We start from the raw sequence: 18,362 nt of genomic DNA, 5'->3' as shown, positions 1-18,362 counted from the left end.
TCACGGCATTTGCCCAATCAGGCGGGTTGTGAAGGAAATGTGCAGAATATACAAGGATATACCCCACTCAAATGTGACGCAGCAGTAAATTTACCGGCCCCGTCACAAAAGCACGGGCCACTCCCTGGCCCCGTACCGGCTCCCCTTGTCATCACTATTACGGTTGCCACTCCCGATAGCTGGTCAGGCGGTAGCCGCGCTCGGCGATCAGGGCGGGCAGTGACGGGTCGGTCAGGATGGCCAGTTCGTTGAGGCGGGGCTGGCAGTAGGAGCTGCCTTGCATCTCCAGATCGATAAAGGAGGGGTGGCACATGATCTCGAGTGAGGTGGCGCCCTGTGCACTGGCCTCATCGAGCAGTTGCAGCAGGCTGTTTTGGGTCAGCTGCGCGCCATATGCGCTATAGAAGCGGTCGTCGAACCGATCGCAGCTCTGCGGGTGGGTGACGGTCAGGCCGTGGCGGGCGATTTCGCCCCGGTCGATGCGCAGGGGCAGGTCATGCTTCTTGGCGAAGGCCTCCACCAGCGGGTAGATAGTCGGCAACATATGAACATGGTGGTGGCTGTCGATATGGGTCGGCTGCTTGCCGAAGATCGCGACAAAGCGCTGATACTGACTCGCCAGCTCGCCGGATATCTCGGCCAGATCCAGCTCTCCCGCCTCGCTCTTGTGCCAGATCCCTTTGTTGAGCTCGCCCTGTTCGTTCACCAGCGAGGTGAGCGGCGTGAGCGGCTTTCCCCAGCTGAGCATAAAGTGCAGCCCGACTGGCAATTCGGGGAAGCGTTTGACCAGCCAGGCGGCGTGCTCGATGGCGGGGGAGGTGACAATCGCAGTGGTGGAGCTGACGACCCCGTGCTCGAACGCCTCTACGATGCCGTAGTTCTGGGCGCGGCAGAGGCCGAAGTCGTCGGCGTTGATGATCAATCTCTTGCTCATGAGGGTTCCCTTGCGGTTAAGCGCCCCGCCGGTTCGGGCGGGGCGTGCTGGCCTCAGGCGAGGGCGTCGATGGCGGCGGCAAAGTTGGGCAGGTGTTCGCGGTGAGCCAGCAGCAGCTCGCGGGCGACGATGCGGGCATCGTTGTCGGAGTGGATCAGCGGGTTGAGGTTCATCGCCAACAGCAGGTCGTCGAAGTTGCCACTGATGGCGGCCTTGGCGGCGGCGATCTCGAAGCTCTTGATGAGGTGTACCAGCCCGTTCACCTTGTCGTCAAAGCGGGTGAGGCGCGGGTGGGGAATGGCGCCATCACGCCCGATCAGGCAGCTCATCTCCACCGTCCAGTTGGCCGGGATATTGGTGACATGGCCCTGATGGGGCACGATGACGTAGTGCTCGCTCTGCTTGTCGTTGTAGATAGCGCTGATCACCTCGCAGGCCGCATCGGAGTAGTAGGCGCCGCCACGCAGCTCCAGCTCCTTGGGCTTTTCGCACAGCGCGGGGTTCTGGTAGAGCTCGAACAGCTTCTTCTCGACCTGCTGCACGACTTGAGCCCGGGCGCCACCCTTGTAGAACTCGCCCATCTCGATCCCCAGCATCTCTTTCTCCTTGAAGTAGTAACGCAGGTAGGAGCAGGGGAGCAGGCGCAGACCGCGGATAAAACCGGGGTCGAACGGCAGATCGAAGATGTTCTTGACCGAGCTGGCGCGGGTCAGGCTGCCATCGGCGACCCCTTCCAGCAGCTCGTCAAAGCGGGATTCGCCGTTGACCAAAACATCGCCGATAAAGACCAGATGGTTGAGGCCGAACAGGTCCATCGAGAGGTGATCCCGCTCGGTGAGCTGGAGGGCATCGCGCACAAACATCTGCATGCCGACCGGAATGTTGCACACCCCGATAAAGCGGCGGAAGTTGGTATGACGGCGCACAGCTTCGGTCACCATGCCGGCCGGATTGGTGAAGTTAATCAGCCAGGCATCCGGGCAGAGCTCCTCCACGTCGCGGATGATGTCGAAGATGACCGGAATAGTGCGCAGCCCCTTGAACAGGCCGCCTGCGCCGTTGGTCTCCTGCCCCAGCATGCCGTGGCTCAAGGGGATACGCTCATCCTTCTCCCGCGCCTGCAGCTGGCCGACCCGCAGCTGGGTGGTGACGAAGTGGGCGCCCACCAGTGCCTCGCGGCGATCCAGCGTCTTGTGCAGGGTCATGGGGATACCCGCCTGGCGGATCATCCGCTGGCAGAGGTCGAAGATGATGTTCAGCTTCTCTTCGCCAGCGGGAATATCCACCAGCCACAGCTCGCTGATGGGCAGCTCGGCATAGCGCTTGATGAATCCATCGACCAGCTCGGGGGTGTAGCTGCTGCCGCCGCCTATGGTGACTACCTTGATCTTCTCGCTCATAAATCCCTCTTTCATCGATCTCTATCAGTTTGATGGTGGCCGCTCTGTTGTCAGGATGAGAGAGGCCGCAGCCACCTGTGGCAGGGGCTGATCATGTTCTGTGCTCTGTATTGCAATCGGTTCTATTTACATGGCATTCACTGCCGGCATCAGGCCGGGCTTTCAAATTTCGGGTAGAGATATTTGCGGTAACTGCCCGGGGTAAACGAGGTGAGCTTCTTGAAGTTTTTGATAAAGAGGCTGACGTCGTTGTAGCCGGTCTCGAAGGCGATATCGGCCACCGAGTTGTTGGTCACCTCCAGCTGCATCTTGGCGTAGTTGATCCGGATCTCGTTGATGATCTGCATCGGCGTCTTGTTGTAGTAACGCCGGGTGGCCCGGGTCAGATACTCCTGGCTCTTGCCACAGAGGGAGACCATATTGGCCAGCGCATCCTCGGCAAAGAGGGGGCGATCGTGCATCCGCTCCACGGTTTCGTGGAGCCAGAGCGGCAGATCGTCGCTGGCGGAGGTGTCCTTGTAGTGACGCAGCCGGTTCATTACCGCGTAGGTCACCACTTCGAGAAATTCGGTCAGCGCCTCTTCCCGAAACCCCGGTGAGACCAGCACCGACTCGATGTAGCTGAGGAACTCGCTCTTGAGCGCATAGGCCTGAGAGGCGACGAAGTGCTCCGGCAGCAGGTATTTGAAGTGCTCGTCGAAATAGGTGCGGGTGATCCCGACGTTGAAGATGCGGGTGGTGCCGAACTCGTAGAAGCTTTGATGGCGGGAGCCGAGCGGAATAAACACCACGTCCCCCCGCTCCAGCAGCACCCGCTTGCCGTTGACCTCCTGATAGTAACGACCGGTCAGTACCAGGGTGAACTCGTAATAGTCGTGCTGGTGCAAACCGGTTCCGCTCACCTGCTTGTTGTAGATGAACATCTGGAACGGTTTGTTGTTAAACAGTTCGGTTTCCCGGATTGTTTTGACGCTCATGAGTTATTTCCTGATCTGCGGGCCGATGACGGGGCTTAGCGCCCCGTCCGGAGGTCATTTATTCTGCAGCTTTTCGTGCAGCTCGATCAGCTCGCTGATTAGCTCACGGGCCAGCATGGAGGTCATCAGGTGATCCTGGGCATGGACCAGCACCAGGGTGACCGGGATCTTGCCTTCGCCCTGATCATCCTCGATCAGCTGGGTCTGCACCAGATGGGCGGCATTGAGTGCCTCGCGGGATTGGGCCATCAGCTGATGAGCGGCGGCCAGATCCCCCTCCTTGGCTTTTTTCAGCGCGGTGTAGGCGAGACTGCGCGCCTGCCCGGAGTTGATGATGAGCCCCATCACCACCTCTTCCAGATCGTTGCAGGTGGCGGCCTCTTCAGTGATGTTGTCCAGATCGAACATGTGTCGTTCCTTACGTGAATGCGTTGATTGAAACCATTAGTTGAAGCCGTTAATTGAAACCATGGTTGCGCGCGACCTCGGCAAACCAGTAGCCACTCTTCTTGATGGTGCGCTGCTGGCTCTCCAGATCGAGGCGGATTAGGCCGTAACGGTTCTTGTAGGCGTTGAGCCACGACCAGTTGTCGATAAAGGTCCACAGGTGGTAGCCGCGGCAGGCGCTGCCCTCTTCCAGGGCGAGATGTAGCCACTCAAGGTGTTCGCGAATGAACTGGATGCGGTAGTCATCCTCCACCCGACCCTCGGGGCCGATAAAGCGATCTTCCCCCTCTACCCCCATGCCGTTCTCCGAGATGTAGCAGGGCAGGTTGCCGTAGTTGACCCGCAACTCGGTGAGGATGTCGTAGATCCCTTTTTCGTAAATCTCCCAGCCGCGGTGGGGGTTCATCTTGCGGCCCGGCATCTTGTAGTAGTCGAACAGGTCGTCAGGGGTGCGGGGCACCCCCTGCCAGGGTTCCTCTTTGGCCTTGATCCGGCGTGGCTGGTAGTAGTTGATGCCGAGGATATCCACCTTGCCGGCGGCGAGCAGTGCCTTGTCACCCTCTTCGATCTGCGGCAACAAGTCATACTGCGCCAGCAGGGCAACCAGCTCGGGGTCATAGCTCCCCTTCATGGCCGGATCGAGGAAGCTCTTGTTAAGCAACAGATCCGCGATGCGGGAGGCGGCGAGATCTGCCGGATCCTGTGAGCGGGGATAGGTCGGGCTCAGGTTGAGGATGATGCCGATCTCGCCATCATGCTGACAGGCGCGATAGGCCTGCACGGCACCGGCATGGGCCAGCGCGGTGTGGTAGGCGACGGTGGCCGCCCGGCCGAAATCGACCACGCAGGGGTAGTGATAGTGGCCAAGGTAGCCGCACTCGACCGGCACGATCGGTTCGTTGAAGGTGAACCAGTGTTTGACTCGGCCGCCAAACAGGTCGAAGCAGCGGGTGGCGTAGCGCACATAGGCGGCGACCACTTCCCGACTCTCCCAGCCGCCACGCTCCTGCATGCACATCGGCATGTCGAAGTGGTAGAGGTTGATAAGCGGGGTAATCCCCTCGGCCAGCAGCCGATCGAAGACGGCGTTGTAGAAGCTGACCGCCTCCTGATTAACTTCGCCCACGCCGTCCGGGATCAGCCGTGACCAGGAGATGGAGGTGCGGAAACTGTTGTGTCCAACCTGTTTGAGTAGCTTGATGTCACTCTCGAAGTTGTCATAGAAGGTGGATGTGTCGGTCGGGCCGACCCCGTTGTGAAAACGCTCGGGCTCGATAGAGAACCAGTAGTCAAAGATATTGGCGGATTTGCCGCCGCGGTTGGCGGCGCCTTCCATCTGCGGGGCCGAGCTGGCGCTGCCCCACCAGAAGTTATCCGGAAAACGATACTGCATGGGTGATTTCTCCAGGCTGATGGGGGAGGAGTCTTGCTCCTCCCTTGCTGTCATTTGAATGGCTGTTATCAGAACTTCAGGGCCAGAGCGATATCCTCTTCGCTCTCCTCTTCTTCATCGATGACGTTCTGCGCCTTGTTGGCAATCAGCACGAAAGGCATATACATCAGGGTGGCGACCCCCAGGTTGAATATCGCCAGACAGAAGGCGGCCACGCTGCCGTTGGTGGTGAAAAAAGCCATCAGGCCGGTTGGCATGGTCCATGGCGCTGTGTTGGTGATGGGCGGGATGATCCCGGCGGAGTAGGCCGCCATGGTGATCCCCATCAGTACCGGGTGCACCAGCAGGAATGGCACCATCAAGACGGGGTTCATGATGACTGGCAAGCCGAACAGGATGGGCTCGTTGATCTGGAACATGCCTGCTGGCAGACCCAGTTTGGCGACCTGACGGTAGTCATCGCGGCGGGAGACCATAAAGATGGCGATGATGAGGCCCAATGTGGCACCGGTACCGCCAAGGAAGACGAAGGAGTCGGTGATCGGCTTGGCCCAGAAATGGAACTGATGACCAGCTGCGATTGCTGCGTCAACTGAACCGTAACGGTTGAATAGATCGATGTTTTCGAGTGTGAAGGGGCCGAGGACGCCGGACTCCAGCGCGGTGAGTGCCAACATACCGTGCACACCGAAGAACCAGAGGAAGGAGGAGAAGACCACGTAGATCCAGCCTACCAAGTCACTCATGTTGGACAAAGGTTTGGAAATATTGTCCATGATCAGCTGGTGGAAGTTGGTACCGACGCCGTTCAGCAGATAGGCAATTACCCCCATGATGGAGAGGATGATAAAGCCCGGGATCAGCGCAGAGAAGGAGCGGGAGACCGAGGCCGGTACGCTGTCTGGCAGGGTGATGACCCAGTTGCGACGGACGATAAAAGCAAACACTTCGGCAACACCAATACCGAGCAACATGCCGGAGATGACATTGGTACCACCCAGCCAGTTGGCGCCAACCGCATAGGCGTCGCCCACGCTGAACGGTGTGACCGTCATAAAGGCTGCCACCGCCAGCAGGCCGGCGGCCAGGGGATCGGCCTTGCGCTCTTCCGCCATCGCCATACCGATAAAGAAGGGGGTCATCAGAGACATAATCCCCATGGTGCCGTTATAGACGTTACCACCAATTCCTTTGAGCCCGTCCAGAATGGCAATGGTGGCGGGATCGAGCCGTATCCCGATGGAGTAGAAGAAGGAACCTTCGCCAAAGCTCAGAAAGACACTATTGATGAGGATAAACATTGCCCCGACCAGAGAGAGGGGCATCATTTTGATAAAGCCGTTCTTGATGGCGTTGACATGAGGCTGTTTGCCCATCTTGACGGCGATGGGCAGAACGACCTTTTCCAACGATGCGATGATGTTGCTCACAGGGATCTCCTTAACCTATGCGAGGCTCTTCTTGATGGAGGCGACGGCAGCCTTCAGCACACCCAGCCCGTCAACCTTGCCGTAGAGCAGGGTGTCGATCACCTCAACCGGCTTGCCCGGCAGCTGTTGCTGGATGTCAGGCAGCATGTAGGCGATTTGCGGGCCCAGCAGTACTAGGTCGGCATCCTGCCCCTTTTCACCGGCCAGGGTCTCCGGGTAGGCATCGATCAGCACTGGCACATCATATTTTTCCGCCTGCGCTTTCATCTTTGAGACCAGCAGTGACGTGGACATCCCGGCAGAGCAAAACAGGTAGATACGCTTCTTTTCCATAACTCTTCCCTCAACGCTTGAAAACCAAATGAACAGATCGGTCGAGATGCTTGTTTGTCGCACTAGCAAGACAAATCAATCATCTTCAGTTGACCTCATTGTATCGATCCCTGGTTTTCATCTGGTATTTCGATATTTATATCAATAGTCTTTGGTTGACCATCTGTTTTGCCATTGCTCACATTTTTGAGGGTGGGGATCAAAGTGAGTACACAAAAAACAGCAGACCCAGATGATGCAGTAAACAGATAAGTTGTTATTTTTCATGTGATTAATGTTTTTAATGAGATATGGCATTCTACTTTTTATATAAAACACTCATAACTGGCGAGAGATCACATTTTTAGCAATGTGCAACGTGGTTGATATTTTGCTTTTTTGGCTCAGAGGTTCGCTACCAGTAATGAAGTGTGTGCTAATTGACCATTTTATTCGCAGCTGAAGTTGTGGTGACCAAAACCAGCCGCTTCATTGTGATGTGTCGATGGCGCAGAGTTTCACTTCATGCCACTTCAAACTGGGTGGTGATGAGGTCGGGGCGGGGCGGGGCGTCCTCCTGCATACCCCGCAAGAAGTAACAACACAGATACCCGGTCAACAGACCACTTTCGAGCGACGAGATCCCACTATTTAGCCCGTTTACTCCTGTATAAGGAGCTCAATGAATTTTCAGTAATCAAGTGATACTTTGGTGTCAGTGTCGTGATTTAAATCACGAAAAAAACCGTTTTTATGGATTAGCATAATCACGTATTACGCATTGTATCGGATGATTGCTTTATTTTTTTAGTGGCTTGGGGAACGCAGATGAAAAGCGTGGTCGGATTGATAGAAAGCAAATTGATGCCGCTGGCAGGGCGCCTTGCTCAACAGCGTCATTTGGGGGCAATTCGGGATGGCTATATCTCGTTTATGCCATTCATCATCGTGGGTTCGATATTGTTGGTTATCTCATCGTTCCCCAGCGACAGTTATAAAGCCTTCATGGCATCCATATTTGGTGAACAGTGGGGGAGCACGATTGAGATCCCGTTCAATGCCATCTTCTCGACGATGGCTCTGTTTATCTCTTATCTGGTGGCCTATCGTCTGGCTGAGCGTAATGATATCGACAAGAGTTCTGCCGGGATCCTGTCTCTCTCCTGTTTCCTCATCCTGACACCATTTAGCGTGGATGCGCATGGGGCAGCAGTGATTCCGATGGAGTGGATCGGTTCCAAAGGACTGTTTGTTGCCATGTTGGGGGCCATTGTTTGGACTGAGACCTTCACCTTATTCTTGCGTCGCAACATTGTGATCAAAATGCCGGAGGGGGTGCCACCAGCGGTACAGAAGTCATTTGCTGCGCTGATCCCTGCGTTGATCATTCTTTCCATGGCTCTGGCCATCCGGGTCTTCTTTGCAGCCACCTCTTACAACACCATTCATGAGTTTATCTACTCCGTTATTGCCATGCCGGTTCGCCATTTTGGGACGTCCTATTTTGGTGCGATTTTGACGGTGCTCAGCATTAGCTCGCTCTGGTCGGTCGGGATTAATTCCGGTTCCATGATTAACGGGATCTTGCGTCCCTTCTGGATGGACAATCAGGCAGAAAACCTGGCAGCTACCCATGCCGGCTTGATGCCCCCCCATGTTGTCACAGAGCAGTTTTACGACATGATCTGGATGGGGGGATCAGGGGCGACCTTGTCGTTGGTGCTGGCAATGCTCATTTTTGCCCGTAGCCAGCACATCAAGAAAATGACCCGACTGGCCGCTGGTTCCTCCATCTTCAATATCAACGAACCCATCCTGTTTGGCCTTCCGGTCATCATGAACCCCATCATGCTGATCCCGTTCAATCTGGTTCCTGTGGTACTGGTGACTATTCAGTACATCGCGATGGCATCGGGTGTGGTCTCAACGACAACCGGGGTTTATATCCCCTGGACGCTGCCCCCTGTCATCAGTGGTTTTATTGTCACGGGCCATCTGAGTGGAGCCCTCATCCAGTTATTCAATCTGGTGATTGGCGCCATGATTTATCTGCCTTTTCTCAAGGTTCTGGATCGCCAGTATCAGGCGGCAGAGCACCCGGCCGAACATCATGGGGAGTCGTCACATTCACTTCAATCGCATAAGAAGGTAAGCAATGGTTAATCATCAATGGGGCATTATCGCCACCTGGCGGATGGCTTACGAAGGCCTGAGTGCCAGTGCAAAACTGCTGGCTGACAAAGGGGATGCCCGCTCTGCCGTATTGCAAGCAGTCAAACAGGTAGAGGATTACCCACTCTACAAGTCAGTCGGGTATGGTGGCTTGCCAAATCAGGATGGTGAAGTGGAGCTGGATGCCGCCTTCATGGATGGCGATTCATTGGCCATGGGCGCTGTAGCTGGCGTACGCAATCTGGCCAATCCGGTCTTGATCGCTGCGGCGTTGAGCGAAGAGCGATTCAACAGTTTCATGGTGGGTGGCGGTGCGGAACAGTGGGCTATCCACAAGGGATTCGAGCAAAAACAGATGTTGACCGAACGGGCTTTGCAGCACTATCGCAAGCGTTGCCGAGAAACACTTGCTCGTGGCCTCAACCCTTATACAGGGCATGACACAGTCGGGATGATTACCCTGGACCAAAACAGCAAGATTTGTGTAGCAACTTCAACCAGCGGTCTCTTCATGAAAAGACCTGGCAGAGTGGGGGATTCTCCAGTCTCCGGTAGTGGTTATTATGCCGACAGTACCATGGGGGCCGCGACGGCCACTGGCCTGGGTGAAGACTTAATGAAGGGGTGCATCAGTTACGAAATTGTTCAACGCATGGGACGGGGGATGACGCCGCAGATGGCGGCCGAGTCTGCCGTCTATGAGCTGGAAGCCCGTCTGTTGGCCCGTTATGGGCGTGCCGGTGACCTGTCGGTTGTCTGCATGAATCGTGAAGGCGAGTTTGGTGCGGCAACCAATATCGATAGCTTCTCTTTTGTCGTGGCCAACCACACCCTTGCACCAACGGTTTTTCTGGCTCGGCGTGAAGGCGATCATACCCTCTACAGCGAGGCGGATGAGACTTGGCTGAATGCCTATCTCGCCCGTATCAGCGCCCCCGTGGAGGAACCCCATCATGCTTGATGCATCAGTCACGCTCTGGTCTACCCCTTTGCCTGCGACGGCGCATTTGCTGCTGTGGCAGGGGGGGGCTCATGGCTATCGGGAGCAAGCTGTCTTGCAGCCCATCGCGACACTATTGGCTGAGTTGAACGGTCGTCAGAGCACCACGCTCGATGTCGGGTTGGCGGGGCTGTGCCAGCGTTTGACCTGGCTGGCGGCCGACCATCAGACGCTACTGGAGCCGGCTGGATTGCGCGAGATGACCGATGCATTGATCCGTGCAGTACCCGCTGACGGAACCGGGTGCGTTGCCCTCGACATCACCCCCTTTTCGCTGGAAAACCCGGCGCAACGGGCTGCGCTGCGCCACTGCATCGTCACGTTGCAAAACCAGTTCTACCAACTGCCTCTGCTCGGTTATCGATCCGCCCCAAGCCATGCAGAGCCGGCACTGCGGCTACTGGCCGCGCCAGAGCAGTATCCATTGGCCGAGGCGCTGCTGAAGGAGTGTTGTGCCATCAGCTGCGGGATGCGACTTGCCCGGCGTATGGCTGATCGGCCAAGCCAGGATTGTACACCTGTGAGTGTGGCCGATGAGTTAGCGAGCTATGCCGCTCAGCATGACGAGGTCAGCTGTGAAATTCTCGATGAGGAGGCGATCCGTACCTTGGGATTGGGGGCATTGCATGCGGTTGGCAAGGGGAGCTTGAATCCTCCCCGCCTGATCTTGCTGCGTTATCGGGGGAGCGGTGATGCCCAACCTTACGCGGTAGTGGGCAAGGGGGTTACCTTTGACAGCGGCGGCCTCTGGCTCAAAGAGGGCGAAGGCATGCGTACCATGAAGTACGATATGTGCGGTGCAGCCGTGGTATTCGGACTGATTGATACCGTGCGACGTTTGGCGCTGCCGCTCAATCTGGATGCCGTACTGGTATTGGCTGAAAACATGCCAACGGATCGCGCCATGCGACCTGGCGATGTCGTCACCACCTATGCTGGTCACACGGTCGAAATCATCAACACCGATGCCGAGGGGCGGCTGGTATTGGCGGACGGGATTGCCTTTGCGGATCGTCAGCTATCTCCTCGCTGCATTATCGATGTGGCCACGCTGACCGGCGCCGTCGTCAAGGCGCTGGGTTATGACATCAGCGGCTTGATGAGTAATGATCCTGCGTTGGGCTCTGCCCTGACCCGGGCGGCTGAGTCGAGTCGGGATCGTCTATGGGCATTGCCGTTTGACGACAGTTTTGAACCGCAAATCAAGAGCTATATAGCAGATTTCACCAATACTCCCCCTAATAATGCGGCTATTGCTGTCTCTGCGGGCTATTTTCTGAGTAAATTCTGTGGCAACCGTCCATGGGCTCATCTGGATGTGAGTGGTACGGCCATGCGCCGTGGTGACTATACCCAGGCTAGTGGTCGCCCTATCCCCTTGTTGACGGAATTTCTAATCCAGCAAATCGCGCCCGCCATGAATGGGTGAGCAGAAGGAGTTAAAAATGAAAAAGATCCTATTGGTATGTGATATGGGCATGTCTACCAGTCTGGTAGTGAAAAAAATGCAGGATGTAGCGGCTCGTCGTCAACTTGAGATCGACATTCAGGCCAAAGGCATGCAGGAGTTCAAAGAAGCCATACAGTCGTTTGACTGTGCACTGCTGGGCCCGCAAATTAGCTATAAATTGGCAGCTTGCAAGGAACAAGCCGCTCAATATGGTAAAAAAGTCGAGTCTATCAATATGATGCACTACGGGATGCTGGATGGGGAAAAGATCCTCGACCATGCGTTGACGCTGATCTAAGGAGCCATCATGGAGCTAGAAGAACAGGTCATGACCCTGATTGTCAGTGCAGGTAGTTGCCGTAGCATGTTGATGGAGGCCATGAGGCATTCACGTAACGGTGAGTTTGAACAAGCGGAGCAGTTGGTCGAGCATGCGCGGGGCGCGCTGCACGCCGCTCACGCAGTGCAAACACAACTGATTGAAGCCGATGCAGGGGAGGGAAAACTGCCCGTCCAGATCGTGATGGTACATGCTCAGGACCATGTGATGAATGCGGTCCTGCTGATGGATTTGACTGAGGAGATGATTGCGATCCATCGTCGTTTACCCCCTGTGGCGACAAGCAGCAGTCCATCCGTGGCAATGGCCTGCTAACGGTATTTCTGCTGCCACACTGAAGGTCAAAAGAGGGAGGCATCAGGCCTCCCTCTTCTTATTACCGTGACATACAACGCTGAGGAGTTTGGTCTATCAGCCATGCCTAGTCTTGTGGCTGCAGTTGGCGGATGTAGGTGCTCGGCGTAAGGTTCTTCAAGCGATTTCGCAATACCCTGTGGTTGAGAATATCTTCGTACTCAAGTAACACGGCTCCTAGACTAAGGCGTCTGTCAAAACGCTCACCAGCTAGAATGTCTGCCAGTGATTTAGAGCATGTAGTCGAGTCGAATAACTCATTTGATATTGGCAAAGAGGCTGACGTCACCGATGTGCATAGCGTGTTGGCAATAGCCTGAACGTCGGGGAGTGGACTGGTGACCTCAATGCTTTTGATCGTGTAGGGCAGTTCTGCTTGCAAATAGTTGACGAAACCATTCAGGGTCTGCTCCTTCTCGTCTGGCGCACAGAGGGCAAATGAGAGATGGCCGGTTAATTGTTCTGTGAGCATCAGCAGCAAAGACTGATTGGCTGCCAGCCCAGCTGGGAGGTAGACAGCATCCAGCCACATTCGCCCTAATCCCGATGCCGGATCAGGCTTTTTTAATCGATCTTGTTGATACTTTTGTAGACAGCGACTCAGGCCTGCCCGGGAGACATCGGCGCGGATCAGTAAACGTGTGACTTCCAGAAGTTCATCAAGAGACAGGTGCAGCCGATGGCGGAGAAACAATATCAGCCACTCCTGCTCCGGCTGCAGCTTGCGATGGATAGTTCGTGGTCGATGGGATTTGTCATAACAATCCTCACGATTGCGCCAACGTCTTACTGTATCAATCGAGATGTTCAGCTCTTCGGCTAGCGCTGCATCCGACTTGGTAGACGTCTGGATATACTTGCGGGTCCTGGGCGTTGTGGTTGCGTTCTGGTGCAGCTTTATTTCCATCTTGCGTACTCTTGGACTAACCGTGCGGGCCGGGCGAAAAGAGGTGAGATTATATCGTAATAAACGGTATCTGACATATCGGCCATAGGCTGGATGGTGAAGTCAGCGTAGCTTGGATATAAACAATCAATAACGAGTATCAGCTCACATTGCATCTCCAATGCAACCCACTGCCGGACTGACCGGGCTTGTGGCAAAGGTGAGCGGCTCTGCTCCAAGGGAAATTGCGGCGAGGGAGTCAGTGCAGTGAGCGGAGCGCGCACAAAGGGGGAAAACCGACCCCGGAGTGGCTCCGGGGTCGGCGGGGGATGGCGTCAGATCCGCCCCTGATAGCGCAGGGGGAAGCGGCCCTGACTGTCGGGCTGGCCGAGGAAGGGGAGACCCTGTTGCATCTGTGGCGGCAGTTCGGGGCCCGGTTTCAGGGTGCCCTGGAACAGGTACTGGCCATTGGCTTGCAGCTCGAGGCGACCGATGGTCTGCACCGCATCTGAGCCCTGCTTGAGTTCGGCCACCAGTCTGGAGTCGAGGCAGGTGAGCTTCAGCTCGGGGTCGGCCAGATCCAGCTTGCCCGCCGGAGTATCGGCGCTGGCGTTGTACCAGTCGAGGTTGCCGTAGAGGTTGTCACACCAGGGGTTGCCCTGGGCAAATTGCTCCACTTTGAGCTGCAGCTGGCCGGTGACGGTGAGCGGGATCGGCAGGCGCATCGGCACCCGGCTTAGCAACCAGGGGGCGGGGGCGTTGAGGGTCAGATCCCGGCCGAAGGCGGCGCCATTCCAGCCGACAACGCCCTGACCGTTGAGGCCGTTGCGATCGCCAAAGCGAATGGCCACTTCGGGGGCGAAGCGCAGCAGCGACCAGCCGTTGAGATCCCAGCGCAGCTGGTTCACCGATTCGCTGGCATATTGCAGCCGGGCGATCTGGCCGTTCCAGAGGGTGCCGCTCACCCCTTCCAGTTTCAGCAGATTGGCGACGTTGGCAGGCAGCGGCAGATAGCGCGCTACCAGCGCCGCAGGCAGGGTGGCCAGCAGGAAGAGCAGATAGGCGGCCAGAAACAGGCTGGCAATCAGGATGCGTTTTTTCATAGGAAACGACTCAACTGCAAGAGAGAAACCCGGCCCGGCGCACTGGCTACATGGCGGTGAGAGAGCAGCAACCGGCGGGGTGTGACCATGGGATGTTTCATTGAGGGCGACTCAACTGCAAACGTCTGACCTTGACCAGACCCGGGGCCAGATCCTCGCGGGCGATCTCGATGATTTGCACCTGAATGCCGTGCTGCTCCACCAGAGTGGAGAGCCAGAGCAGCAAGTCATCGAACTGGACCGTGTCGATCCACACTTGCAGCTCCTGCGCCTGGGGTTGCAGCCGGGCAATCTTGATCTTGTGGTTGAAGGCGGTGCGGTTGACCACCCCTTCCAGGGTGCCGCTGGTGTCGATCTGGCGATCCGAGCCCCCCTGCATGGCCAGCACCTCTTCCCCCTTCTCCTTGAGCCAGGCGAGGGTCTGCTGCTGGTTCTGCACCTGCCGCTCCCGCTCGGCAATGCGATTATTGATCGGTTGCCAGACGCTCCAGTAGAAGAGGCCGACCAGCAACAGAGCGCCACCCGCGACCACCAGCCGCTGTTCCCGTGCGGTGATGCCGTGCCACCAGCTCTGCAATTTTTCCATCATGATGATTTACCCTTGAGCACCAGTGCTCCTTCTACCTTGCCCCCGGTGCTGCGCACCTCCCCCTGCTGCACTTCAAAGCGCTTGCCTGCCAGCTCGCGGAACCGTTCGATCTCGGCAAAGCCGGGAGCGGTCACCTGCAGCCGCAGCTCGCGGCGACTGGCATCAAAGCGCATCACCTGTGGCTTGAGGCCGGGTACTTCGGCAAAGGTGGGGGCCAGTTCGGTCAGCATCAGCAGCACCCCGTTTTGCGGGGCTTGTCCCATCTGTTGCAGATGCTGGGTCATCTGGCTGCGTACGTTCACGATGCGGCTCTCCCCCGGGAAGATGCGGGTATAGACGGCACGGATCTCCGCTTTCAGCGCCTTGTCCTGCTCGGTGAGCTGATATAGCTGCACCCCTCGCTGGCCGAGGGCCACCAGCAGCAACAGGCCGGCGGTGATGGCCACCTTGCGCCACTGCAACCAGTAGCGGGCATATTCGGTCTGCGGCCGGTAGGGGCCGGTCAGCAGGTTGGCGCGGCAGGTGAGTGCCCCTTTGGCCAGCAGCAGCATGGGCAGCTCGGGCTCCGCCGCCTGCCAGTTGGCGGCTGCAATGGCGGGCACCGGAGTGTGGCTGTGGATGGTGACCGGCTCGGCTTCGGTTGCCAGCAACATGGCCAGCAGCGGTTCGTCGGCGACGATCCCCTGACAGGGGCCCTGGCGTACCAGCCACTCGTTGCCGAGTTGCAGGGCAGACCAGCCATCCGCGGCCTGTGGTAGCGCCAGCACATCGGGCAGCAGTTGCAGGCTCTTGAGGCCAGCGGCATCGAGCCAGCCGAGCCACTCGGCCATCTTCTGCCGATCCACCGCCATCAGATCCACCTGCTGACCCTCGTGGGCCAGCACCACCAGATGCAGCTCGTCCACATCGGAGGCAATCTGCTCCTCCAGCAGGTAGGGGAGGGCCGCCGCCGACTGGCGGTTGTAGCGACCCGGCAGAGTGACGCGCCGGAAGATCAGATCGCTGCCCGGCACCAGGGTGACCACGGGGCGGCCACCGGCCCGCTCCTGCAGCTCGCCCAAGGCATCGGCCGAGGGCAGGGTGCCGGAGGCGATGATCTCCTGCTCCTGACTCGACCAGACCAGCCAGGCCACGGGTTGTTGTTTATTGGTCCCCAGTCGGATGACCAGACTTTCGCTCACGCATCTCTCTCCTGCGATACCGGTTTGCGCAGGGCGTTGTACGCCTTGGCAACCGGTGCGCAGCCCGCAGGCTGCATCCAACATCTCTCGTACCCGCGGGCGAGGGCCCGCAGATGCGCTGTTTATTCGGCGCCGCTACTGAGGCGGCGCAGCATGACCAGTTTATTGTCCTTGCCCCGCTGGAACAGGGTCTCGAGCCAGGCCCGGTTATCGCCCACTTCCGCCACCATGCGGGCTTCGAAGAAGTCGCTTTTCACCACCAGCGCCTCTTTCAGTCCTTTGACCGTATCGGGCGGGGCGAGCAAGTCCGTCATCAGCTTGCTCTCTTTCCACCCTTTCTGCGGTCGCTCGTTCAATACCCGTTTGGCATCATCCAGCCCTATTTTGCCCAGATAGAGGGCGACCAGCAGCTCGGGGCGCTCGGGCGCCAGGGTATTGATATTGATCTTCAACTTGTCGTTCGGCAGGGCGCAGACGTAGGGGGCCAGTCTGGCATAGACCCTGGCCGTCACCCCGCGCACCGCCCGCAGCTCATCCTTGCCCAGCATCCACTGATTGGCGGTGAGGTAGGGTGGCTTGAGCCCCTCGTAATAGGCGTCCTCTGCGCCAAGGCTGGAGACCAGCACCGTATCCTTGTCGGTCCAGTCACGGATGGCATCGGTGAGCTGGGCCGCTTCGTAATCATCCGTCGCCAGCTGCTTGAGCAGTTCGCGAAACACCTGCACCGGATAGGGTTGCTGTTCCAGCTCCTCGCCGCTCCCCGCCTTGGAGGCCACGCTCAGACTGTTGAGGTTGAAGCAGGATTGCAGGTCGGTCACCTCGCCCTTCAGCTGGCCATCGTCTACCGGAAACACCGTATTTTTGCGTGCCCAATTCTGGCTGAGGTTGACTACCTCGGGGTTGTCCTTGAAATCCTGTGTCAGCACCTTGCTCACCAGCGCTTCCGCCGAGAGGGCATACCACCACGCCTGTTTGCCGGTGGTGATGTTGGCGGTGCGGCGCAGCTCAAGCTGCAGGCGGCCGCTCATGTTGCTGGCGATGATCACCATCACCGAGAGGATCAGCAGCACCACCAGCAGCGCCATACCGCGCTGGCGACCGGGAGCGGCGAGATTAGCCCGCATTGGCGCCCCCGCCGTTCTGGCTGTCACCATTACCGCGATTGGTATTGCCGTTGCCGCCGTTGTTCCCGTTATTGCTGTCGCTGCCGCCCCCTTGATCGGGGTTGCTGCTCTGGCTGTTCTCTTCGGCGCGCTGGCCACCGGCACCAATCAGGAACTGACGGCGAATGGTGCCGTAATCGTCCAGATCCAGCTCCACTGCCAGCCCGTGGGGCAGCACACTGCGCTGGGTCCACTCCTCCTTCCAGTTGCCCTTGTCGAAGAAGTAGAGGCGAAACGCCGTGACCCCTGCCAGCACCGGCTGGATGCGCGGCTCGGTGCCGATCACCGGATCCGGATAGAGGTAGCTCAGGCGCTCCAGCTTCTGATCCTTGAGGCGCCAGCCGACCCGCTGCAGATGGGAGCGGGGCAGCATGCCGTCCGGGTTGAGCCAGCCGCTGCGCATAAAGGCCATGCCCCAGTCATCGCTCTGCTGGCCGAAGCGGGAGGCGGCCAGCAGCACCTTGTTGTTCTCACCCTCGATGCGACCACTGCGCGGCACCATCTGGGTGACGTCTCGCTCCAGCAGGGTGAAGGCGAGTTGCAGTTCGTTGAGGCGGGCCTCCTTGCGCTTGGCCACCTCGTCGCTGGTGAGCACCCCTTGCAGCACCTGATAGGCGCCCATGCTGAGGCTGGCGAAGATGGCGATGGCCACCAGCATTTCGAGCAGGGTAAAACCACTCTGACGAGCTGGCTGGGCGTGCGGCAAACGAATTGGCGATCGCACTCTCGGCGTCTCGAGCAGAGTAAAACCGGCGTGACGGCCGGGGTGAGGCGTGCGGGCGGATAGCTGGGTCATCGGCTGATATAGGTCCGCATCATGGCGACCGGGTTCTCGGCCTTGGCCTCGGTGCGCACTTCCATATCGAGCGCCCGGAAGTTGTTGTCGGCGGTGGCGACGCCGCGATAGCGCCAGTACCAGGTGCTGCCCGCCATCTGCTCATCCCCTTCCACCCAGCTGTCGCCGGGCCACTTGTTCTCGAGCTTCTGTTGCACCAGCTGGTTCTCCACCACCCAGGTGGCCAGGGTCTTCTGCTCCAGATAGTTGAGGGCCGAGAGGTGTTCGCTGGCGGTTTTCATTACCGCAAGTCCAGCGATGGCAAAGACCGCCAGCGCCACCATGACTTCGAGCAAGGTCATGCCACGTGTGTTCATCGTGCCACCTGTTGAGGGTGTGGTTGGCACAGAAGTAGCGCCACCATGACTCCTTTCTCAAACAACGTCATCCCACGGG

General features: G+C 58.0%; 18 protein-coding genes and 1 pseudogene. 5 read left to right on the top strand and 14 right to left on the bottom strand.

Translation table 11 applies throughout. From position 1 onward, the window contains the following. Nucleotides 1-157: 157 nt before the first annotated feature. The 7 genes from chbG to BSP75_RS12300 all read right to left on the bottom strand — a co-directional run bounded on the left by chbG (nt 158) and on the right by BSP75_RS12300 (nt 6,914). A complete protein-coding gene (chbG, locus tag BSP75_RS12330; RefSeq protein WP_075113382.1) occupies nt 158-934 on the bottom strand; it encodes a chitin disaccharide deacetylase in 777 nt (258 codons plus the stop codon). Nucleotides 935-987: 53 nt separating this feature from the next. Then, nucleotides 988-2,334: a 6-phospho-beta-glucosidase gene (locus BSP75_RS12325; protein ID WP_075113381.1), complete on the bottom strand. Its 1,347-nt coding sequence runs from the start codon at nt 2,332-2,334 to the stop codon at nt 988-990. 149 nt (nt 2,335-2,483) lie between these two features. Beyond that, nucleotides 2,484-3,311, bottom strand: coding sequence for a transcriptional regulator ChbR (gene chbR / locus BSP75_RS12320; protein ID WP_075113380.1), 828 nt, complete (start codon nt 3,309-3,311; stop codon nt 2,484-2,486). A 54-nt stretch (nt 3,312-3,365) separates the two neighbouring features. Continuing rightward, nucleotides 3,366-3,719: a PTS N,N'-diacetylchitobiose transporter subunit IIA gene (chbA, locus tag BSP75_RS12315; protein ID WP_042009863.1), complete on the bottom strand. Its 354-nt coding sequence runs from the start codon at nt 3,717-3,719 to the stop codon at nt 3,366-3,368. A gap of 49 nt (nt 3,720-3,768) precedes the next feature. After that, complete coding sequence (locus tag BSP75_RS12310; RefSeq protein WP_075113379.1) at nt 3,769-5,151, bottom strand: glycoside hydrolase family 1 protein; 1,383 nt, start codon at nt 5,149-5,151, stop codon at nt 3,769-3,771. Between the two features lie 68 nt (nt 5,152-5,219). Then, nucleotides 5,220-6,581, bottom strand: coding sequence for a PTS N,N'-diacetylchitobiose transporter subunit IIC (gene chbC, locus BSP75_RS12305; RefSeq protein ID WP_075113378.1), 1,362 nt, complete (start codon nt 6,579-6,581; stop codon nt 5,220-5,222). Between the two features lie 15 nt (nt 6,582-6,596). Further along, entirely contained in the window at nt 6,597-6,914 is a 318-nt protein-coding gene (locus BSP75_RS12300; RefSeq protein WP_075113377.1) for a PTS sugar transporter subunit IIB, read from the bottom strand. An 807-nt stretch (nt 6,915-7,721) separates the two neighbouring features. Between BSP75_RS12300 and BSP75_RS12295 the strand changes: the two genes are divergently transcribed. From BSP75_RS12295 to BSP75_RS21560, 5 genes are read left to right on the top strand one after another with little or no spacing between them, the layout of a single operon-like run. Beyond that, the gene (locus BSP75_RS12295; protein ID WP_075113376.1) at nt 7,722-9,056 is read left to right on the top strand and encodes a PTS sugar transporter subunit IIC; all 1,335 of its coding nucleotides are present in this window, start codon (nt 7,722-7,724) and stop codon (nt 9,054-9,056) included. Then, nucleotides 9,049-10,026: a N(4)-(beta-N-acetylglucosaminyl)-L-asparaginase gene (locus BSP75_RS12290; protein ID WP_075113375.1), complete on the top strand. Its 978-nt coding sequence runs from the start codon at nt 9,049-9,051 to the stop codon at nt 10,024-10,026. Before BSP75_RS12295 ends, BSP75_RS12290 begins: the two co-directional genes overlap by 8 nt. Then, complete coding sequence (locus BSP75_RS12285) at nt 10,019-11,494, top strand: leucyl aminopeptidase family protein (protein WP_083617154.1); 1,476 nt, start codon at nt 10,019-10,021, stop codon at nt 11,492-11,494. Before BSP75_RS12290 ends, BSP75_RS12285 begins: the two co-directional genes overlap by 8 nt. A 16-nt stretch (nt 11,495-11,510) precedes the next feature. Beyond that, on the top strand, nt 11,511-11,813 hold the full coding sequence (locus BSP75_RS21565; protein ID WP_075113450.1) for a PTS sugar transporter subunit IIB: 303 nt from the start codon (nt 11,511-11,513) through the stop codon (nt 11,811-11,813). 9 nt (nt 11,814-11,822) lie between these two features. Continuing rightward, a complete protein-coding gene (locus BSP75_RS21560) occupies nt 11,823-12,170 on the top strand; it encodes a PTS lactose/cellobiose transporter subunit IIA (protein ID WP_075113374.1) in 348 nt (115 codons plus the stop codon). A 106-nt stretch (nt 12,171-12,276) separates the two neighbouring features. Here the strand turns inward: BSP75_RS21560 and BSP75_RS12270 are convergent, their stop codons facing one another. The 7 genes and pseudogenes from BSP75_RS12270 to exeI form a co-directional block, all read right to left on the bottom strand. After that, nucleotides 12,277-13,116, bottom strand: a complete 840-nt coding sequence (locus BSP75_RS12270) for a helix-turn-helix domain-containing protein (protein ID WP_075113373.1) — start codon at nt 13,114-13,116, stop codon at nt 12,277-12,279. Between the two features lie 314 nt (nt 13,117-13,430). After that, nucleotides 13,431-14,198: a GspN family type II secretion system protein ExeN gene (exeN, locus tag BSP75_RS12265; RefSeq protein WP_075113372.1), complete on the bottom strand. Its 768-nt coding sequence runs from the start codon at nt 14,196-14,198 to the stop codon at nt 13,431-13,433. Nucleotides 14,199-14,295: 97 nt separating this feature from the next. Beyond that, complete coding sequence (exeM, locus tag BSP75_RS12260; protein WP_075113371.1) at nt 14,296-14,787, bottom strand: GspM family type II secretion system protein ExeM; 492 nt, start codon at nt 14,785-14,787, stop codon at nt 14,296-14,298. Continuing rightward, the gene (exeL, locus tag BSP75_RS12255; protein ID WP_075113370.1) at nt 14,784-15,968 is read right to left on the bottom strand and encodes a GspL family type II secretion system protein ExeL; all 1,185 of its coding nucleotides are present in this window, start codon (nt 15,966-15,968) and stop codon (nt 14,784-14,786) included. Before exeL ends, exeM begins: the two co-directional genes overlap by 4 nt. A 122-nt stretch (nt 15,969-16,090) precedes the next feature. Then, nucleotides 16,091-17,092: a GspK family T2SS minor pseudopilin variant ExeK gene (gene exeK / locus BSP75_RS12250; protein WP_083617151.1), complete on the bottom strand. Its 1,002-nt coding sequence runs from the start codon at nt 17,090-17,092 to the stop codon at nt 16,091-16,093. A gap of 112 nt (nt 17,093-17,204) precedes the next feature. Next, nucleotides 17,205-17,837, bottom strand: a pseudogene (gspJ, locus tag BSP75_RS12245) (type II secretion system minor pseudopilin GspJ); the annotation flags it as partial. 86 nt (nt 17,838-17,923) lie between these two features. Next, on the bottom strand, nt 17,924-18,283 hold the full coding sequence (gene exeI / locus BSP75_RS12240) for a GspI family T2SS minor pseudopilin variant ExeI (protein WP_075113368.1): 360 nt from the start codon (nt 18,281-18,283) through the stop codon (nt 17,924-17,926). Between the last annotated feature and the right edge of the window lie 79 nt (nt 18,284-18,362).

It is taken from the genome of Aeromonas sp. YN13HZO-058 (assembly GCF_001921245.1).
GTDB lineage: Bacteria > Pseudomonadota > Gammaproteobacteria > Enterobacterales > Aeromonadaceae > Aeromonas > Aeromonas allosaccharophila.
This window is presented reverse-complemented; position numbering and strand designations above follow the sequence as displayed.

Coding starts and splice junctions, on each gene's coding strand:
- chbA (WP_042009863.1), bottom strand. CDS start 3,719: ATGTTCGATCTGGACAACATCACTGAAGAGGCCGCCACCTGCAACGAT.
- BSP75_RS12270 (WP_075113373.1), bottom strand. CDS start 13,116: ATGGAAATAAAGCTGCACCAGAACGCAACCACAACGCCCAGGACCCGC.
- exeM (WP_075113371.1), bottom strand. CDS start 14,787: ATGATGGAAAAATTGCAGAGCTGGTGGCACGGCATCACCGCACGGGAA.
- BSP75_RS21565 (WP_075113450.1), top strand. CDS start 11,511: ATGAAAAAGATCCTATTGGTATGTGATATGGGCATGTCTACCAGTCTG.
- exeK (WP_083617151.1), bottom strand. CDS start 17,092: ATGCGGGCTAATCTCGCCGCTCCCGGTCGCCAGCGCGGTATGGCGCTG.
- BSP75_RS12325 (WP_075113381.1), bottom strand. CDS start 2,334: ATGAGCGAGAAGATCAAGGTAGTCACCATAGGCGGCGGCAGCAGCTAC.
- BSP75_RS12300 (WP_075113377.1), bottom strand. CDS start 6,914: ATGGAAAAGAAGCGTATCTACCTGTTTTGCTCTGCCGGGATGTCCACG.
- chbR (WP_075113380.1), bottom strand. CDS start 3,311: ATGAGCGTCAAAACAATCCGGGAAACCGAACTGTTTAACAACAAACCG.
- BSP75_RS21560 (WP_075113374.1), top strand. CDS start 11,823: ATGGAGCTAGAAGAACAGGTCATGACCCTGATTGTCAGTGCAGGTAGT.
- chbG (WP_075113382.1), bottom strand. CDS start 934: ATGAGCAAGAGATTGATCATCAACGCCGACGACTTCGGCCTCTGCCGC.
- exeI (WP_075113368.1), bottom strand. CDS start 18,283: ATGAACACACGTGGCATGACCTTGCTCGAAGTCATGGTGGCGCTGGCG.
- exeN (WP_075113372.1), bottom strand. CDS start 14,198: ATGAAAAAACGCATCCTGATTGCCAGCCTGTTTCTGGCCGCCTATCTG.
- BSP75_RS12295 (WP_075113376.1), top strand. CDS start 7,722: ATGAAAAGCGTGGTCGGATTGATAGAAAGCAAATTGATGCCGCTGGCA.
- BSP75_RS12310 (WP_075113379.1), bottom strand. CDS start 5,151: ATGCAGTATCGTTTTCCGGATAACTTCTGGTGGGGCAGCGCCAGCTCG.
- BSP75_RS12290 (WP_075113375.1), top strand. CDS start 9,049: ATGGTTAATCATCAATGGGGCATTATCGCCACCTGGCGGATGGCTTAC.
- BSP75_RS12285 (WP_083617154.1), top strand. CDS start 10,019: ATGCTTGATGCATCAGTCACGCTCTGGTCTACCCCTTTGCCTGCGACG.